Source organism: Actinomadura sp. NAK00032 (assembly GCF_013364275.1).
Classification (GTDB): domain Bacteria; phylum Actinomycetota; class Actinomycetes; order Streptosporangiales; family Streptosporangiaceae; genus Spirillospora.
Genome location: NZ_CP054932.1, coordinates 8059939 through 8075393, shown reverse-complemented (window position 1 = coordinate 8075393; position 15455 = coordinate 8059939). Strand labels below are relative to the sequence as shown.

The 15455-nt window shown below is 72.7% G+C and carries 14 protein-coding genes; 13 read left to right on the top strand and 1 reads right to left on the bottom strand.

Translation table 11 applies throughout. The features are described 5' to 3' along the window. Window positions 1–6: 6 nt before the first annotated feature. The 12 genes from HUT06_RS37020 (at window position 7) to HUT06_RS36965 (ending at window position 10438) form a co-directional block, all read left to right on the top strand. Window positions 7–1020, top strand: coding sequence for an ABC transporter permease (locus tag HUT06_RS37020; protein WP_176199974.1), 1014 nt, complete (start codon window positions 7–9; stop codon window positions 1018–1020). After that, the gene (locus tag HUT06_RS37015) at window positions 1017–1904 is read left to right on the top strand and encodes an ABC transporter permease (protein WP_176199973.1); all 888 of its coding nucleotides are present in this window, start codon (window positions 1017–1019) and stop codon (window positions 1902–1904) included. Before HUT06_RS37020 ends, HUT06_RS37015 begins: the two co-directional genes overlap by 4 nt. A 32-nt stretch (window positions 1905–1936) precedes the next feature. Continuing rightward, the gene (locus tag HUT06_RS37010) at window positions 1937–2887 is read left to right on the top strand and encodes an ABC transporter ATP-binding protein (protein WP_217711607.1); all 951 of its coding nucleotides are present in this window, start codon (window positions 1937–1939) and stop codon (window positions 2885–2887) included. Continuing rightward, complete coding sequence (locus tag HUT06_RS37005; protein ID WP_176199971.1) at window positions 2880–3866, top strand: ABC transporter ATP-binding protein; 987 nt, start codon at window positions 2880–2882, stop codon at window positions 3864–3866. The genes HUT06_RS37010 and HUT06_RS37005 overlap by 8 nt, the downstream gene beginning before the upstream one ends. After that, a complete protein-coding gene (locus HUT06_RS37000) occupies window positions 3863–4870 on the top strand; it encodes a class I SAM-dependent methyltransferase (protein WP_176199970.1) in 1008 nt (335 codons plus the stop codon). The genes HUT06_RS37005 and HUT06_RS37000 overlap by 4 nt, the downstream gene beginning before the upstream one ends. Then, on the top strand, window positions 4863–5147 hold the full coding sequence (locus tag HUT06_RS36995) for a hypothetical protein (RefSeq protein ID WP_176199969.1): 285 nt from the start codon (window positions 4863–4865) through the stop codon (window positions 5145–5147). Before HUT06_RS37000 ends, HUT06_RS36995 begins: the two co-directional genes overlap by 8 nt. 2 nt (window positions 5148–5149) lie before the next feature. Beyond that, window positions 5150–5998 carry a DUF4437 domain-containing protein gene (locus tag HUT06_RS36990; protein ID WP_176199968.1) on the top strand — a complete coding sequence of 283 codons (849 nt, stop codon included), beginning with the start codon at window positions 5150–5152 and terminating at the stop codon, window positions 5996–5998. A gap of 50 nt (window positions 5999–6048) precedes the next feature. Then, window positions 6049–6792, top strand: coding sequence for an alpha/beta fold hydrolase (locus tag HUT06_RS36985; RefSeq protein WP_176199967.1), 744 nt, complete (start codon window positions 6049–6051; stop codon window positions 6790–6792). Further along, a complete protein-coding gene (locus HUT06_RS36980; protein ID WP_176199966.1) occupies window positions 6789–8255 on the top strand; it encodes an FAD-dependent oxidoreductase in 1467 nt (488 codons plus the stop codon). Before HUT06_RS36985 ends, HUT06_RS36980 begins: the two co-directional genes overlap by 4 nt. Then, a complete protein-coding gene (locus HUT06_RS36975; RefSeq protein ID WP_176199965.1) occupies window positions 8252–8584 on the top strand; it encodes a DUF3140 domain-containing protein in 333 nt (110 codons plus the stop codon). The genes HUT06_RS36980 and HUT06_RS36975 overlap by 4 nt, the downstream gene beginning before the upstream one ends. A gap of 43 nt (window positions 8585–8627) precedes the next feature. After that, a complete protein-coding gene (locus tag HUT06_RS36970; RefSeq protein WP_176199964.1) occupies window positions 8628–9143 on the top strand; it encodes a GNAT family N-acetyltransferase in 516 nt (171 codons plus the stop codon). Between the two features lie 71 nt (window positions 9144–9214). Next, a complete protein-coding gene (locus tag HUT06_RS36965) occupies window positions 9215–10438 on the top strand; it encodes an FxsB family cyclophane-forming radical SAM/SPASM peptide maturase (protein ID WP_254715585.1) in 1224 nt (407 codons plus the stop codon). Here the strand turns inward: HUT06_RS36965 and fxsT are convergent. After that, the gene (gene fxsT, locus HUT06_RS36960; protein WP_254715584.1) at window positions 10435–12954 is read right to left on the bottom strand and encodes an FxSxx-COOH system tetratricopeptide repeat protein; all 2520 of its coding nucleotides are present in this window, start codon (window positions 12952–12954) and stop codon (window positions 10435–10437) included. The two genes, HUT06_RS36965 and fxsT, sit on opposite strands and share 4 nt — an antisense overlap. 650 nt (window positions 12955–13604) lie before the next feature. On the opposite strand from fxsT, the gene HUT06_RS36955 reads away from it, so the two are divergent. Continuing rightward, on the top strand, window positions 13605–15260 hold the full coding sequence (locus HUT06_RS36955) for a hypothetical protein (RefSeq protein ID WP_368407000.1): 1656 nt from the start codon (window positions 13605–13607) through the stop codon (window positions 15258–15260). Window positions 15261–15455 lie beyond the last annotated feature (195 nt).

Genomic DNA, 15455 nt, shown 5'->3' with positions numbered 1-15455 from the left:
GCGCCGGTGGCGGCGGCCACGGACACCCCCGTGGCCGCCGGGCGGCCCGGCCGGGCCTCCGGCCGGGCCTCCGGCCGGGCCCCCGGCCGGGCCCGCGGGCTCGCCCTGATGCTCGCCTCGCGGGCGTCCCAGCTGGTCGTGCTGCTGTTCGCGGTGTCCACCCTGCTGTTCTTCCTGCTGCGGCTGACCGGCGACCCCGCGACGACGCTGGCGGGCCAGGACGCCACCCCCGACCAGGTCGCGGCCGTCCGCGAGCAGTACGGCCTGGACGACCCGCTCGCCCAGCAGTACGCCACGTTCATCGTCCGGGCCGCCCAGCTCGACTTCGGCACCTCCGTCCAGTCCGGCGCGAACGCGTTCACCGAGGTGGCGGACCGGCTGCCGGCCACGCTCCAGCTCGCGCTGCTCGCGGTGCTGCTCAACATGCTGATCGCGATCCCGCTCGGCGCGTGGATCGGGTCGCGCCCCGACGGCCGGGCCCAGTCGGCCGCCTCCGGCCTGGTCTTCATCGGCCAGGGCATGCCCGGCTACGTCGTCGGGCTGGTGCTCATCCAGATCTTCGCCGTCAAGCTCGGGCTGCTGCCGAGCATCGGCAACGGCTCGGCCTCGGCGGCGATCCTGCCCGCGGTGTCGCTCGCGGCGTTCCTCGTCCCGCGGCTGACCCGCGTGGTGTCGGCCAACGTCGCCGAGACCATGGACGAGGACTTCGTCCGCACGGCGCGCGCCGCGGGGGCGTCCCGCCGCACCGTCATCGTGCGGCACGTCCTCCCGAACGCCCTGCTCGGCGCCGCCGCCCTCGTCGGCACCCAGCTGGCGATCCTGGTCTCCGGCGCGCTGATCATCGAGGTCGTGTTCGCCTGGCCCGGCCTCGGCGCCCTGATGATCGACTCGGTGCGGCAGCTGGACTTCCCGATCGTGCAGGCCGCCGTGTTCACGATCGCCGGCCTGGTCTTCCTGACGAACACGGCCACCGACGCCCTGCTCGGCATCCTCGACCCCCGCCTCCGGAGGCAGCGATGACAGCGGTCCAGGAGGGGGCCCCGCGCGGGCTCGTGCGGCGCCGGCTCGTGCCCCGGCGGCCGGGAGTGGAGTCGGCGCGGCTGATCGCGGGCGTCGGCATCGCGGTCCTGCTCATCGGCGTGACGGTCGTCGCCGTGCTGTTCGGCGACATCACCGATGACGGGGGCGGTGTCCAGTCGCGGCTGCTGTCGCCCGGCGAGGACGGTCACCTGCTCGGCACCGACGGCGTCGGCCGCGACCTGCTGACCTGGACGATCGCCGGGTTCGGCTGGACGGCCTCGGTCGCCGCCACGTCCGCGTGCATCGTCGCCGCCATCGGCGTGACGCTCGGCGTCCTCGCCGGGTCGACCACCGGCTACGTCCAGGCCGCGATCTCCCGCGTCATCGACGTGTGCCTGTCGCTGCCCTACCTCGTCATCGCCGTCGCGCTGATGGCGGCGGTCGGCCGCGGCTTCGTGCCGCTGGCGATCACGCTCGGGGTGGTGAGCTGGCCCGTGTTCGCCCGCGTGGTCTACGCCGAGACGCGCGGCCTCATGCAGCGCGAGTACGTCCGCGCGGCGCGGCTGCTCGGCGTCACCCGCCCCCGCATCCTGATCGCGCACGTCCTGCCCGGACTGCGGCACACGATCATGGTGATGTGGGCGTTCGTGTTCGCCGACCTGCTGGTCGCCGAGAGCGGGCTCTCCTTCCTCGGCATCGGCGCGCCGCTCGGCTCGCCCTCGCTCGGCAACATGCTGTCCGAGGGCCGCCAGCACCTGGTCGGGGCGCCGCTGCTGGTGCTCGTGCCCGCGGCGGTCATCGTCCTCGCGGTGACGGCCGCCAACCTCATCGGCGACGGCATGGCCGCCCGCAGCCGGGCCCGCCTGAAGTCGGTGCGCCCGTGACCGCCGCGACCGCCGAACCCAGGGAGCAGACGATGGACGAAGCCGTCCTCGACGTCGACGGCCTCTCGGTCGTCCACGGCGGCGACACCCGGATCGTGCAGGACGTGTCGTTCCGCCTCGGCCGCGGCGAGATCCTCGGACTCGTCGGCGAGTCCGGGTCGGGCAAGTCCCTCACCGCGCTCAGCCTGATCGGGCTGCTGCCCCCGGGCCTGTCGCGCACCGGTGACGTCCGGCTGCGCGGCGAGGACATCACGGGGTACTCCGAGAAGCAGTGGGAACGCGTCCGCGGCGCGCAGATCGGCATGGTGTTCCAGGATCCGATGACCGGGCTGAACCCGGTGCGGCGGATCGGGTCCGTGCTGGCGGAGGCGGTCCTGCGGCACCAGGACGTGTCCCGGGCCGATGCCCGTGAGAAGGCCGTCGAGGCGCTCGCCGCGGTCGGCATCCCCTCGCCGCGCGACCGCGTCCGGGCCTACCCGCACCAGCTGTCGGGCGGGCTCCGGCAGCGCGTGATGATCGCGCTGGCGCTGATCAACGAGCCGTCGGTCATCCTCGCCGACGAGCCGACCACCGCGCTCGACACGACCATCCAGGCGCAGATCACGCGGCTCATGCGGGACCAGATCCAGGCGCGCGACGCGTCCATGGTGCTCATCACGCACGATCTCGGCGTCGCCGCCGAGCTGTGCGACCGCGTCGCCGTCATGTACAGCGGCGGCATCGTGGAGGAGGGCCCGACCCGGGAGCTGCTGCGCGACCCGCGCCATCCGTACACGGCGGCGCTGCTGGCGGCGGCGCCGAACTTCGACCGGTCGCGGACGCTCGCCGCGATCGCCGGCGCCCCGCCGTCGCCGTTCGCCCGCCCGGACGGCTGCCCCTTCCATCCGCGGTGCGGCCGCGCGCAGGACGACTGCTCCACCAGGGAGCCCGTCCTGACCGTCTCCGGCCCCGCCCGCCTGGCCTGCTGGAACCCCCATGACTGACACGCAGCCGCCCATCATGGAGATGACCGGCGTCTCCGTCCGGTTCCCGGTCGGCGGGCGGACGCTCACCGCGGTCGACGACGTCTCGCTGACGCTGCGCCGCGGGCAGACGCTCGCGCTCGTCGGCGAGTCCGGGTCGGGCAAGTCCACGGCCGCGTCCGCGCTGATGCGCGCCACGACCCCGCAGTCGGGCCGCATCACCTTCGACGGCCGCGACATCACGCACATGCCCGAGCGGCGGCTGCGGCCGCTGCGCCGCCACTTCCAGATGATCCTCCAGGACCCGTACGCCAGCCTGGACCCGCGCATGACCGTGGCCCGCATCGTCGCCGAGCCCCTGCGGGCCCACGGCTTCGGGACGCGGGAGCAGATCGCCGCCCGCGTCGCGGAGGTGCTCGGCCAGGTCGGGCTGCCGGAGTCGGCCGCCGGCCGCTACCCGGCGCAGTTCTCCGGCGGGCAGCGGCAGCGGATCTCGATCGCCCGCGCGCTGGCCGCCCGCCCCTCGGTGATCGTCGCGGACGAGCCCGTCTCCGCCCTCGACGTCTCGATCCAGGCGCAGATCGTCAACCTGCTCGGCGAGGTGCAGCGGGCCGACGACCTGGCGTTCCTGCTGATCGCGCACGACCTGTCGCTCGTCCACCACATCTCCGACCGCGTCGTCGTGCTGTACCTCGGGCGCGTGCTGGAGGAGGGGCCGACGACGTCGGTCGTGGCGGCCCCGCAGCACCCCTACACGGCGGCGCTGCTGTCGGCGACGCCGACGACCGACGAGCGGCCCCGGGAGCGGATCGTGCTGACGGGCGACCCGCCGTCGCCCATCGACCGGCCGCCCGGCTGCGTCTTCCACACCCGGTGCCCGGTCGCGCGCGACGTGTGCGCGGCCGACGCGCCGCCGCTGACGGTGTCCGGGGACCGTTCGGTGGCCTGCTTCTTCCCCGGCGAGGTGGATTCCGGACTCGGTCTTCAGGAGGTTCGATGAACGACGTCGCACGCCGGGCGCGGGTGGACTTCGCGCTCGCGCTGCGCCAGCAGTGGGCGCGGTCGCTGTACCCGGTGCTCGTCGAGCAGGCGGGGCCGGAGCCCGACCGCGCGGCCGTCCACGGCGCGCCGGTGTACCCGTGGTTCGCGTGGCTGGAACGGTCCGCGCAGAAGATGCTGTGGCGGGCGGTCGCGGACGCGGTCGACGCCGACGAGCTGCCCGAGGCCGCGCCCGGCCTGGAGCTGGACCCCGACCTGGAACTGCCCGCCTGGTACACCGACGTGGACATCCACGTCCAGCCCGGCGGCGTGTGGAGCACCGACCGCGCCGCCCTGGTCTACGAGGCCGGCGCCAAGCTCGTGATGCTGGGCGAGAACGACGACTTCGCGTTCCACACCCTGTTCACCGAGACCGCCGTCCCCGACCGGCCGTACCGGCGCATCGTCGACCTCGGCTGCGGGTTCGGCAAGAGCACCCGCCCGTTCAAGCGGCGCTGGCCGGACGCCGAGGTGATCGGCGTCGACCTGTCCGCGCCGGTGCTGCGGCTGGCCGCCCACCGCACCGAGGGGCCCGGCATCCGGTACGTCCAGGCCGACGCCTCCGCGACGGGGCTGCCCGCCGGATCGGCGGACCTGGTCACCGCGACGATGCTGATCCACGAGCTGCCGCCGCCGGTGCTCGCCGACCTGATCGCCGACGCCGCGCGGACGCTCGCGCCGGGCGGAGTGTTGCGCATCCTGGACTTCCATCCGACCGGCGACACCGTCCGCGACCTCGCGCTCGTCGAGCACGGCGACCGCAACAACGAGCCGTACCTGCCGATGCTGTTCGACACCGACTGCCTCGCCCTGTGCGAGAAGGCCGGCCTCGCCGACGCGCGCTGGGTCGCGTTCGACGAGCGCGGTGCCGGACGGCTGGAGACGACGCGGTGGCCCGACCGTGCCGAATGGCACTTCCCCTGGGCCGTCCTGGAAGCACGCAAGCCGGAGGAAGCCCGTGCCTGACATCGCCCCCCTGCCCCCCGCGCCGGAACTCCGCGCGCTCGGCTCCGCCCAGGTGGACCAGCTCGCGGCCATGGTCTTCGAGCTGGCGAGCCAGCTGCACGAGGAGCGCGCCCGGGTGCGCGAGCTGGAGCGGCGGCTGGGGATGCCGTCCGACGGCGACCCGGCCGGCGAGCTGAACCGGTCGATCGCCCGGCTGCTCGCCGTCGCCGCCGAGCGCGACGACGCCCGCGCCCCGCTGCCGGCCGACGAACCCCCCACCGACGAGAAGAGGAAGTGACGATGGGACGCCCGTTCATCGAGTTCATCCAGTCCCAGGCCCTGCCCTGGCAGGACGGCCTGTACGGGCGCGACGGCGCGAAGGTCGAGAGCAAGCTGCTCAGCCTGGACGAGGGGTCCGGCGCGTCCAGCCTCCTCGTCCGCTACCCGGCCGGGTTCGCGCGCGGGGAGGGCGTCCACCACATGGACGTGGACGAGGAGTTCCTCGTCCTGCACGGCGCGCTGACCATCTCCGGCGTCGAGTACGGCAGGTACTCCTACGGGCACTTCCCCGCCGGGACGGCCACGTCCGGGGTCGAGTCCCGGTCCGGCGCCGTGGTGCTGACGTTCTTCTCCGGCGAGCCGCGGCTGCGCGAAGGGGACGCCCCCGCCGGGATGCTCGACGAGCGGCGGCTGGTCACCAAGGTCGACGGGTTCGCCGGCGAGTGGGGCGGCAACTTCCATCCGACGTTCCCGCCCGGCGCCGGGCGCAAGTTCCTGCGCCGCGACCCGGTGGACGGCGAGGAGACGTGGCTGCTCGGCACGATGCCGCTGCGGTCGGGCCGCAAGCCCGAGAAGCACCCGGTCGTGGAGGAGATGTACCTGCTGGCCGGGGAGCTGGCCGGGCCGCTCGGCCTGATGCGCGCCGGCTGCTACTTCTGGCGCCCGCCGGAGGAGTGGCACGGCCCGTTCGGGTCGCCCACCGGCAACCTCATGCTGTTCCGCACCAAGGGCGGCCCGCTCAGCACCGTCTACACCGAGCACGACGTCGACTTCACCTGGACGCCCGAGCACCGGCCGATCCTGCCGCCCGACCTGGCGGTCCACGGTGCCGACCCGCTCCCGGAGCAGCCCGGCTGCCTGTGCTTTTGACGGCCGAACCGAGAGTGGAGCGCCGTCTCGTCCCCACACCGGAAGGCTACGTGCACCTGCGCGCGACCCCCGGTGACGGCCCGGACGTCCTGCTGCTGCACCAGGTGCCCGCGTCGGGCCGGCTGTGGCTGCCGGTGATGCGGAGCCTGGCGCCGCTGCCGTGCGTCGCGCCCGACATGCTGAACCTCGGCGAGTCCGACGCCACCTCCCGGCCGCTGAGCCTCGCCGAACACGCCGGCCTGCTGTGGGACGCCGTCCAGGAGGCGCGTCCGGGGCCGAAGGTCGTCGTCGGCCACCACACCGGCGCGGCGCTGGCGGCGGTCATGGCCGCCGAGCACCCCGGCGACGTCGCCGGGCTCGGGCTCATCGGCTACCCGGCGTACTTCGACTGGCGGACGCGGCTGTCGAAGTTCGAGCGGCTGAACCCGGTCCCCGGCACCCCCGACGGCGTCGCGGACGTGTGGCGGTTCATCGCGCGGGCGTTCGCCGACGACGCCGACCCCGACCTGGTGTTCGACGCCTTCGCCGACCGCGTCCGGGCGGGGCGCGTCTGGTACGAGGGCTACGCGGCGCTGTGGAACGCCGACCTGGCCGCCGTCCTGGCCGCGGCACGGCGCCCGGGGCGGCCGACGGTCGTCATCGCGCCCGACCGCGACCCCCTCTCGGAGCCGGCGGGCGAGGTCGCCGAGGTCCTGGACGCGCCGGTCGCGCGCATACCCGGCGGCACGTTCGTGCTCACTGAGGACCCGGCGCCGCTCGCGGCCGCCGTGACCGACCTGCGGAGGAACCTGTGACACCGACACCGACACCGACAGAGATCATCGTCGGCGCGGGATCGGCCGGCATGATGGCCGCGCTCACCGCCGCCGAGCGCGGGGTACCGGTCCTCGTCCTGGACGCCGCCGGCGCGGTGGGCGGCACGCTGAACGTCGCGACCGGGCAGCTCAGCGCCGCCGGGACGCTGCTCCAGCGGCGCCGCGGCATCACCGACTCCCCGGACGCGCACTATGCCGACATCATGCGCATCAGCCGGAACACCGCCGACCCGGCACTCGTCCGGCTCGCCGTCGACAACGCCGCCCGGACGCTGGACTGGCTGACCGAGAACGGCATGGAGTTCCTGCCGGACCACCCCGTCGAGGGGTTCGCGCACGAACCGTACACGGCGGCGCGCTACTACTGGGGCCCCGAGTTCGGCCGCTCCATCCTGCGGGTGCTGCGCAAGGCGTTCGACGCCCAGGTCGAGGCGGGGCGCATCACGCTGTCGCTGGACACCGCGCTCACCGGGCTCGTCCTGTCCGGCCGCCGGGTGACGGCCGTGACGGCGACCGGTCCCGAGGGGGAGCGCGTCTACCCGGCGACGTCGGTCCTGCTGGCGACCGGCGGCTACAACTCCAACCCCGACCTGTTCCGCGAACTGAGCGGGCACCCGGCCTACGGCGGCAACTCCTACCCGCACAACACCGGCGGCGGGCTGGAGGCCGCCCGCCGGGCGGGGGCGGCGCTGCGCGGCCACGAGAACTACCTCTGCTCCTTCGGCGTGGTGATGGACCGCCTCGGGCTCGGCGCGAAGATGGAGTTCCGCCACGTCCACCACCCGCAGGACCGCGCGCCGTGGGAGATCTACGTCAACACCGAGGGCCGCCGGTTCGTGGCCGAGGACGAGCCGAGCGTCGACGCCCGCGAGCACGCCCTGCTGGAGCAGCCCGAACTGCGCCGCTACGTCGTGTTCGACGCCCGGGTCCTCCGGGAGTCGCCACCGATGATCACCGGGCGGACGAACGCCGAGCTGCTGGACCTGTTCGGCGTCCACCCCATGTTCACCGCCGCCCCCACGCTCGCGGACCTCGCCGCGAAGACGGGGCTTCCGGCCGGCGCGCTCGCCGAGACCGTCGCCGGCTACAACGCGGCGCTCGACTCCGGCGGGCCCGACCCGTTCGGGCGGCGGCACCGGCCCGTCCGGCTGGAGGAGGGGCCGTTCTACGCGATCCGCGTCCAGGGCGCGTCGGTGACGAGCACCGTCGGCCTCGCCGTCGACGCCGGCCTGCGGGTCCTGGACGCCGAGGGCGAGCCGTTCGAGAACCTCAGCGCCGCGGGCGAGCTGCTGGGCTCCGGCCAGCTCATGGGCAAGTCCTTCTGCGGCGGGATGATGGCGACCCCCGCGATGACCTTCGGACTCCTCTACGGCGAGGCGCTGGCGGGGAGCCGCGCGAGGATGGGACTATCCGGCCGGGCAGCGGGTACCGGCGGCGCATGACCGGTGATGACCGCGAGAGGGCGGCGGCCGAGTTCGGCGAGGCCGTGAACATGACGCCGAAGGAGCTGGAGCGCTGGCTGGAGACCGAGGAGTCGCGGTCGGTCGGCCAGAAGGACGGCGGCGGCGAGTCGACGGGCCACGCGTCCGGCCGCCGGATCGTCGAGCTGCTGCGCACCGGCAGGTCGGACCTGACCGAGGACGACTACGCGCACATGCGCAAGGTGACGGGGTACGTCCACCGGCACCTCGCCCAGCGCCCGTCCGGCGACGTCGCCGGCACCCCGTGGCGCTACTCGCTGATGAACTGGGGCCACGACCCGCTCAAGTGAGGGCTCGCGCGGGCGCTTCGGGGGCGGGAGGTAGATTTCGGGCGTGGAGTTGGGGGTGGGCGCCCGGGTGCTCGTGCGGCGGGTGCGGGCGGACGACGAGGCGCGGTTCCTGGAGCTGGCGAAGGCGAGCGCCGACTTCCACCGGCCGTGGGTCGCCCTGCCCGCGTCGCCGGAGGAGTTCGCGACCTACCTCGGGCGGTTCGACGGCGTCACCGCGGTGGGGATGGTGATCTGCCTGCGCGAAGGCGGGGACCTAGTCGGCACCGTGAACATCAACGGGATCGTCCGCGAGTGCTACCAGCGGGGCATGCTCGGCTACGCGGCCTTCCTGCCCTACGCGGGCCTGGGGTACCTGGCCGAGGGCGTCGGGCTCGCCGTCGACTACGCCTTCGGCGGGCTGGGACTGCACCGGGTGGAGGCCGACATCCAGCCCGGTAACACCGCGTCCATCCGGCTGGTGCGGCGGCTCGGGTTCCGCAAGGAGGGGTTCTCGCCGGAGTTCATCAAGATCGGCGGGGTGTGGCGAGATCACGAACGTTGGGCCCGGCAGGTTTATTGATCTTGCAAACTAGACATACAGCACAAAACATCAAGCGCAGCGCCGTGTCTTGATCTCTTGGGGGTCAGCAGGTGGGCGTCCGCAGCGGCGAGCCCGGCATCGAGTGGCCGGACGCGTTGGACGTCCGCGCCCTTCTTGAGGACGGTTGGCGGCCCACGCCGATCCGCGACTTCATCCTCAAGGTGCACAGCAGGTGCAATCTCGCCTGCGACTACTGCTACATGTACGAGATGGCCGACCAGGGCTGGCGGCGGCAGCCGCGGCGCATGTCGCGCCAGGTCCTGGAGTGGACGGCGCAGCGCATCGCCGAGCACGCCCGGACGAACCTGTTACCGGAGGTCCAGGTCGTCCTGCACGGCGGTGAGCCCCTGCTGGCGGGCGCCCAGCATCTGCGCCATGCGATCGAGACCGTCCTCGCGGCCGTCGGGCCGGACGTCCGCGTCGACTTCAGCGTCCAGACCAACGGCGTGCTGCTCGACGAGGTGTTCCTTGACCTGTTCGCCGAGTACGGCGTCATGGTCGGCGTCAGCGTGGACGGCGACGAGGAGGGCCACGACCGGCACCGGCGGCGGGCCGACGGGCGCGGCAGCTACCAGGCGGTGCGGGCCGGGCTGGAACGGCTCACCGGGCCGCGGCACCGGCACCTGTTCGGCGGGCTGCTGAGCACCATCGAACTGCGCAACGACCCGATCGCCACCTACGAGTCCCTGCTCGACTTCGCGCCGCCCGAGATGGACTTCCTGCTCCCGCACGGGAACTGGGACACGCCCCCGCCGGGACGCCCGCCGGACGAGTCGACGCCCTACGGGGACTGGCTCACCGCCATCTTCGACCGCTGGTACGCCGTGGAGGCCGCCGACGTGCGCATCCGGCTGTTCAGCGAGATCATCCGGCTGCTGTTCGGCCGGATGTCGGGCAGCGAGGCGGTCGGGCTGTCCCCGGTGTCGGTCGTCGTGGTGGAGACCAACGGCGAGATCGAGCAGGTCGACTCGCTGAAGTCGGCCTACGAGGGCGCCGCCCACACCCGGCTGCACGTCTCCCGCGACCCGTTCGACACCGTGCTGGCGCTGCCGTCGGTCGCCGCGCGGCAGATCGGCAAGGGCGCGCTGTCGGCGCAGTGCCTGGCCTGCCCGGCGCACGAGGTCTGCGGCGCCGGCCTCTACCCGCACCGGTACCGGTCGGGAACCGGCTTCCGCAACCCCTCGGTCTACTGCCGGGACCTGTTCAAGCTGATCACCCACATCCGGGACGTGGTCGGCCGCGAACTGGCCGCCGAGCCGGTGGCCGCGGGCTAGATCGGCGGCGGGTCGAAGTCGGCGTCCAGCCGGCGCCCCTCCAGGAAGACCTGGGCGTCGGGATGCTCCAGCGTCAGGGTGCGGCGGTAGCGCTCCTCGGTGTCGCGGTACAGCGCGTCGGCCTCGTCGTCCCTGCCGAGGACGCGCAGGTTGGCGATGGTGTTCGCGGCCGCCGACAGCGTCGTCGGGTGGTTGTCGCCCAGCAGCGCCCGGAGCCGCCGCAGCGTACCGGAGCACAGCCGGTACGCCGGTTCGGCCTCGCCGAGGTCGGCCAGGTCGCTGGCCAGGTTGACGGCCACCGTGAGCGAGTAGTGGTGGTCGCGGCCGAGCTTCAGCTCCAGGCCCTTCAGCGACTCCTCGTTGGTCTTCCTGGCGACGCCGGGGTCGCCGGTGGTCCGCCGCAGGATGGCCAGGTTCCCGGCGCAGGCGTGGTAGTAGGGGTGCTCGACGGTGTAGACGCGCGGGTAGCGGCGGACGGTGTCGTCCGCGAGCACCAGCGCCTCCGGCAACTGGCCGATCGTGCGCCGGATGTTCGCCAGGCAGATCGCGGCCGCCAGCGTGTCGGGATGGTCGAGCCCGAAGCTGCGCACGTACCGCTGGTGGATCTCCTCGGCGAGTTCGAGGGCGCGGTCGTAGTCGCCCGCCCGGCGCCAGGCGATGGACAGGTCCTTGCCGGTGCGCAGCGTCCACGCGTGTTCGGGGCCCAGCCGCTCGACGCCGTAGGCGTAGGCGTCCTCGCCGAGGTCGCACGCCTCGGAGAAGTCGCCGCTGAGCCGGACCGCCCGCGCCAGCCCCGTGTAGATGTTGAGGTAGGAGGCCGGGTTGGGGGACGGGTCGCTCGCGCGGATGTCGCGGATCACCTCCTCCAGGAGCGCCCTGGCGTTGGCGTAGTCGCTCTTGAGGCCGTGGTCCAGCGCCACGCTGTTGACGGCGCGCCAGGTGTCCCAGTGCTGCTTGCCGTGCTTCGCCTCGAACCGGCGCGCCGCCTCCTCGTCGATCTCGTGCGCCGGCTGGAAGTCGCCGCTCGCTCGGAGGTCCGCGGCTCGCCCGCGCAGCGCGCGCAGTGTCGTGCCGTGGTCCCGGCCGAGGGACTTCTCCGCCGCCTGGTACGTCTCCGTGTTCAGCGCGGCCGCGTCGTCGTACCGGCCGAGCTCGCGCAGGAGGTTGCCGAGCTGCACCTTCAGTTCCAGGACGTCCTCGTGGTCGGCTCCGGAGGCCGCGGACCACTGCTCGATGAACGACTGCACGAACGACTGCGCCGACAGGTAGTCGGACGAGGCGTACAGGAAGGTGATCATGTTGCGGGCGAGTTCGCGGACCACCGGCGCCCGGCATTGCGCCACACGGGCCGGTCCTACGTGCCCGAGAGCGTTGAGAAAGGTGTCCCAGTTGCCCGCGTCGCCCGGGTCCGCGGGAGTGTAGTTCGCCAGCAGCAGGTGCACCTCATGGCGGAGCCGCTCCTGCTCCGCCTCAGCCAGCTCGTCGCGGACCAGGGCCTGGATCAGCCGGTGCACCTGGATCGTCCGGGCGGGAAGGTCCAGCCTGGCGAGGGCGAACCGGCCGAGTTCGCCGATGGCCCGGCCCAGCCGGATCGGGTCGGCGATGAGGTTCGACAGCGCCGGGCTCAACCCGGGGACGACCTTGCTGAACGCGTCGCGCGGGATCGGCTCCGGCCCGAAGAACGCGCAGTACCGAAGGAGCACCAGCGCCTCGGGCAGCTTCTCCTCCAGGCTGGCGACGGAGAGCGCCCAGGCGGCCGTCATCGACGCGGGGTACTCGCTCGGCTTCCCCTGGGACAGCAACTGGCTGGTGCGGTCCGACAGGAGCCGCAGGTACTCCGATACCGCGATGCCGGTCTCGACGTGGAGCGCGCCCGCCTGCTCCAGGGCGAGCGGCAGGTCGCCGAGTTCCTCGGCGAGCCGGTCCGCGTCCTCGGTGGTGATCCCCCGTTGCACCCGGCTGGTGAGGAACTCCACGCTCTCCGCACGGGTGAACACGTCGATCGGGACGGCGTCGACGACGCCCGCCCAGCGGTGGTTGCGCGACGTGATCAGTACGTGTCCGGGGCCCTGCGGAAGGATGTCGGTCAGTTCCTCGGGCTCGTCGGCGTTGTCGAAGATCAGCAGCCAGTCGGTGTAGGGGTCGCCCCGGCGCAGCGCCTCCAGCACGGAGTTGGCCGCCTCCTCGACGCCGCTCACCGAGGCCGACGGGAGACCGAGGCGCGGCGCCAGGCTCGCGAGTGAGGAGCGCACGAGGACCGGCTGGTCCGCCGGGATCCACCAGACCAGGTCGTAGTCGGCCTGGTAGCGATAGGCGTACTCCACCGCCATGTGCGTCTTTCCCACCCCGCCGAGGCCGTGCAGCGCGTGCGGCAGCACCGCGGTCGCCCGGCCGCCCATGCCTTCGCGCAGGCGGGCGAGCAGATCCGTGCGGCCGGTGAAGTTCTTGTTCCGGGGCGGGACCTTGCCCCAGACCTGGGGAATCCTTGGCGATGGCTCGGGTTGGGTACTGATCACTCGATCCCCTTGCGTCACGCTGAACCCCTGTGGAGCAAGCTGTATCACGTCGTAGTCAAGCAAATGCGCCAACTCGGACAGTATATTGATGTCGCCGATTTAGATATGTGTCAGATGACACTGAGGAGCTCGGCAGTTTTCGGTCGTTCCCGCTCCTTCTCAACTGCTGGACCGAATCAGCGTGACAGATTGTGTCTGGCGCCGGCGCCCGCAGTTTGAAATCATGCTGGTGGCGACTCGTCGCGATCAGCGCGGAAGTCGCCGTGCCGCCCAGATCCAGGGAGAGGTCGATGTTGAAGGTCACCTTCCTACTGTCCAGCGAGGACGTCCCGACGGGAGCAGCGGTCGCCCAGAGTCCCGGGCTCCGGCGCACGCGAATGGAGTTGGCGAGGCGCGGTACGCTGGGCCGCTCTTTCGACAACAACAGCGGCGGCGGCGTGGTCTCGGCCTCCGCGCCCGGTCGGACGCGGGGCGCGGGGGCTGATCTCGCGTTGGCCGGCAGCGATTAACGGCCGACCCGTTCACGTCTTTCGGCTGTTCGAAGCGGATGTTCCGCTGTCGCATTCCCCGGCCGTTTCGAGTGAGCGTGCGCTACGCTCGGGTGAACCGGTCGGCGTCATCTGCCAACGGGTGCCCGTTCTTGGGACGGAATGATGATCGCGCAGTCTCCGCTCGGCCCCCGGGGCCCGTATGTGGGCCTGCGCGCCCTTGACGAGGCCGATCAGGAATTGTTCCGCGGCAGGGACCGGGAGAGCCGCGAACTCGCCGATCTGTGGTTGACGAATCGGCTTGTGGTGCTGCACGGAAGCGCCGGCGTGGGAAAGACGTCGTTGTTGCGCGCGGGTACCGTCCCCTTGCTGCGGGCCGGGGGCGCGCACGTCCTTCCCGTGGCGCACATGGCGTACCGGCCGGCGTTCCCCGTGGCGGCGCTCGCCGAGCACGATCCGTTCCGGCTCGCCGTGCTCGCCTCGTGGTACGAGCGCGAGTCGCCCGTCCGCATCTCCGAGGTGACGTTGGCCACGTTCCTGCGCAGGCGGCTGCGTGCGGGCGGGGCCGATCACCGGCCGCCGATGCTCGGGGCCATCGACGGGGCCGAGGTCCTGCTGTGCGGATCCGACCGGTTCGAACGGCATCGCCGGAGCTTTCTCGACGAGCTGGCGACGGCCCTGGAGGAGGTACCCGAACTGCACCTGCTGCTCGTCGTGCGCGATGACGCGCTCGGTGAGGCGCTGGAGCCGGCCGGCGGGCTCGTCCAGGCGCCGCCCGCCGCGTACGCGCTCGAACCGCTGAGGCCCAAAGCGGCGCGGGAGGTCGTCGAGGCGCCGCTTCACCGCGCCGGGCGTCCAGCTTCGGGCGCCGAGGCGCTGGTCCGCGAACTGCGGACGGTACGGACGGGGAACGGTGTGCAGACCACCGCGCGCGTACAGCCGGTGTTGCTGCAACTCGCGTTCGGCCGGCTGTGGGAGCGGCTGTCCGGCGAGTCGGAGATCTCCGCGGCCCGGCTTCGCATCGAGGTGGACAACGCCCTCAAGGATTTCTGCGCCCACAGCCTCTCCACGATCGCCGCCGACCACAGCCTCTTGGCGACCGCCCTCTGCTCCTGGTTCCGGTCCGTGTTCGGCGGGCCGCAGGGGCGCGCGGGAGTGCCCGCCGTCCGCGCGTACGAGGACGTGCCCAAGGCGGTCGTCCACGCGCTCCAGGACGCCCACCTCATCCGGGCCCGGATCGGGGACGGGGGCCTGTTCTACGAGATCCTGCATCCGCGGCTGATCGAGCCAGTCCGCCAACTCGGTGCTGGGCCGGTCCCCATTCGCCGGCCAGGATCGTCGGCACGGCTGCACCAGGCGCGCCGGGCGTTGGCCGATGGCGATCCCGAACTCGCGCGGCGCCACGCGGAGGCGGTCGTCCGGGGATACGGGGACGACGATCTGCGGGGCCTCGCGGCCACCACGACCTTCCTCGGTGACATCGCCTACGAGTGCGGAGACGCGGAGACGGCGGTGGCGCGCTACCGGGACGCCGCGGCGATCTTCGAAGCCGTTCCGGACAATGCCGCCGTCGGCTGGCTGCTGACCGGAATCGGCCGGATCCTGCTGGCGGACGATCCGGGGCAGGCGGTGCGGCAACTCCGGGCGGCGGCGGGCCGGCTGCCGCATGAGCTCTCCATCCAGACCGCGCTCGGACGGGCGCTCTGCCAGGCCGGGCGGACGCGCGCCGCTCGCGCGGTGTTCGAGGACGTCCTAGGCCGGGATGGGGCCAACCGTGAGGCCCTCATCGCCAAGCGGGCGCTTTCCGGCATCGCATAACCCGACGGCCGTTCCGTGCACATATCGCCGCATGCACCTTCTGCGGCAAGTCTCCTTACATGCACGAACTTCGCCCTCAATAGGCAGAAGTCGCTCTTTGTCCGATTCTAGCGAAGTCGATCGGCGCGGGTCGGTGGACGCGCAATTATACGCTAGGATTCCTGCGCTGCCGGGCCCGTCTTCTCGATGGTCGTG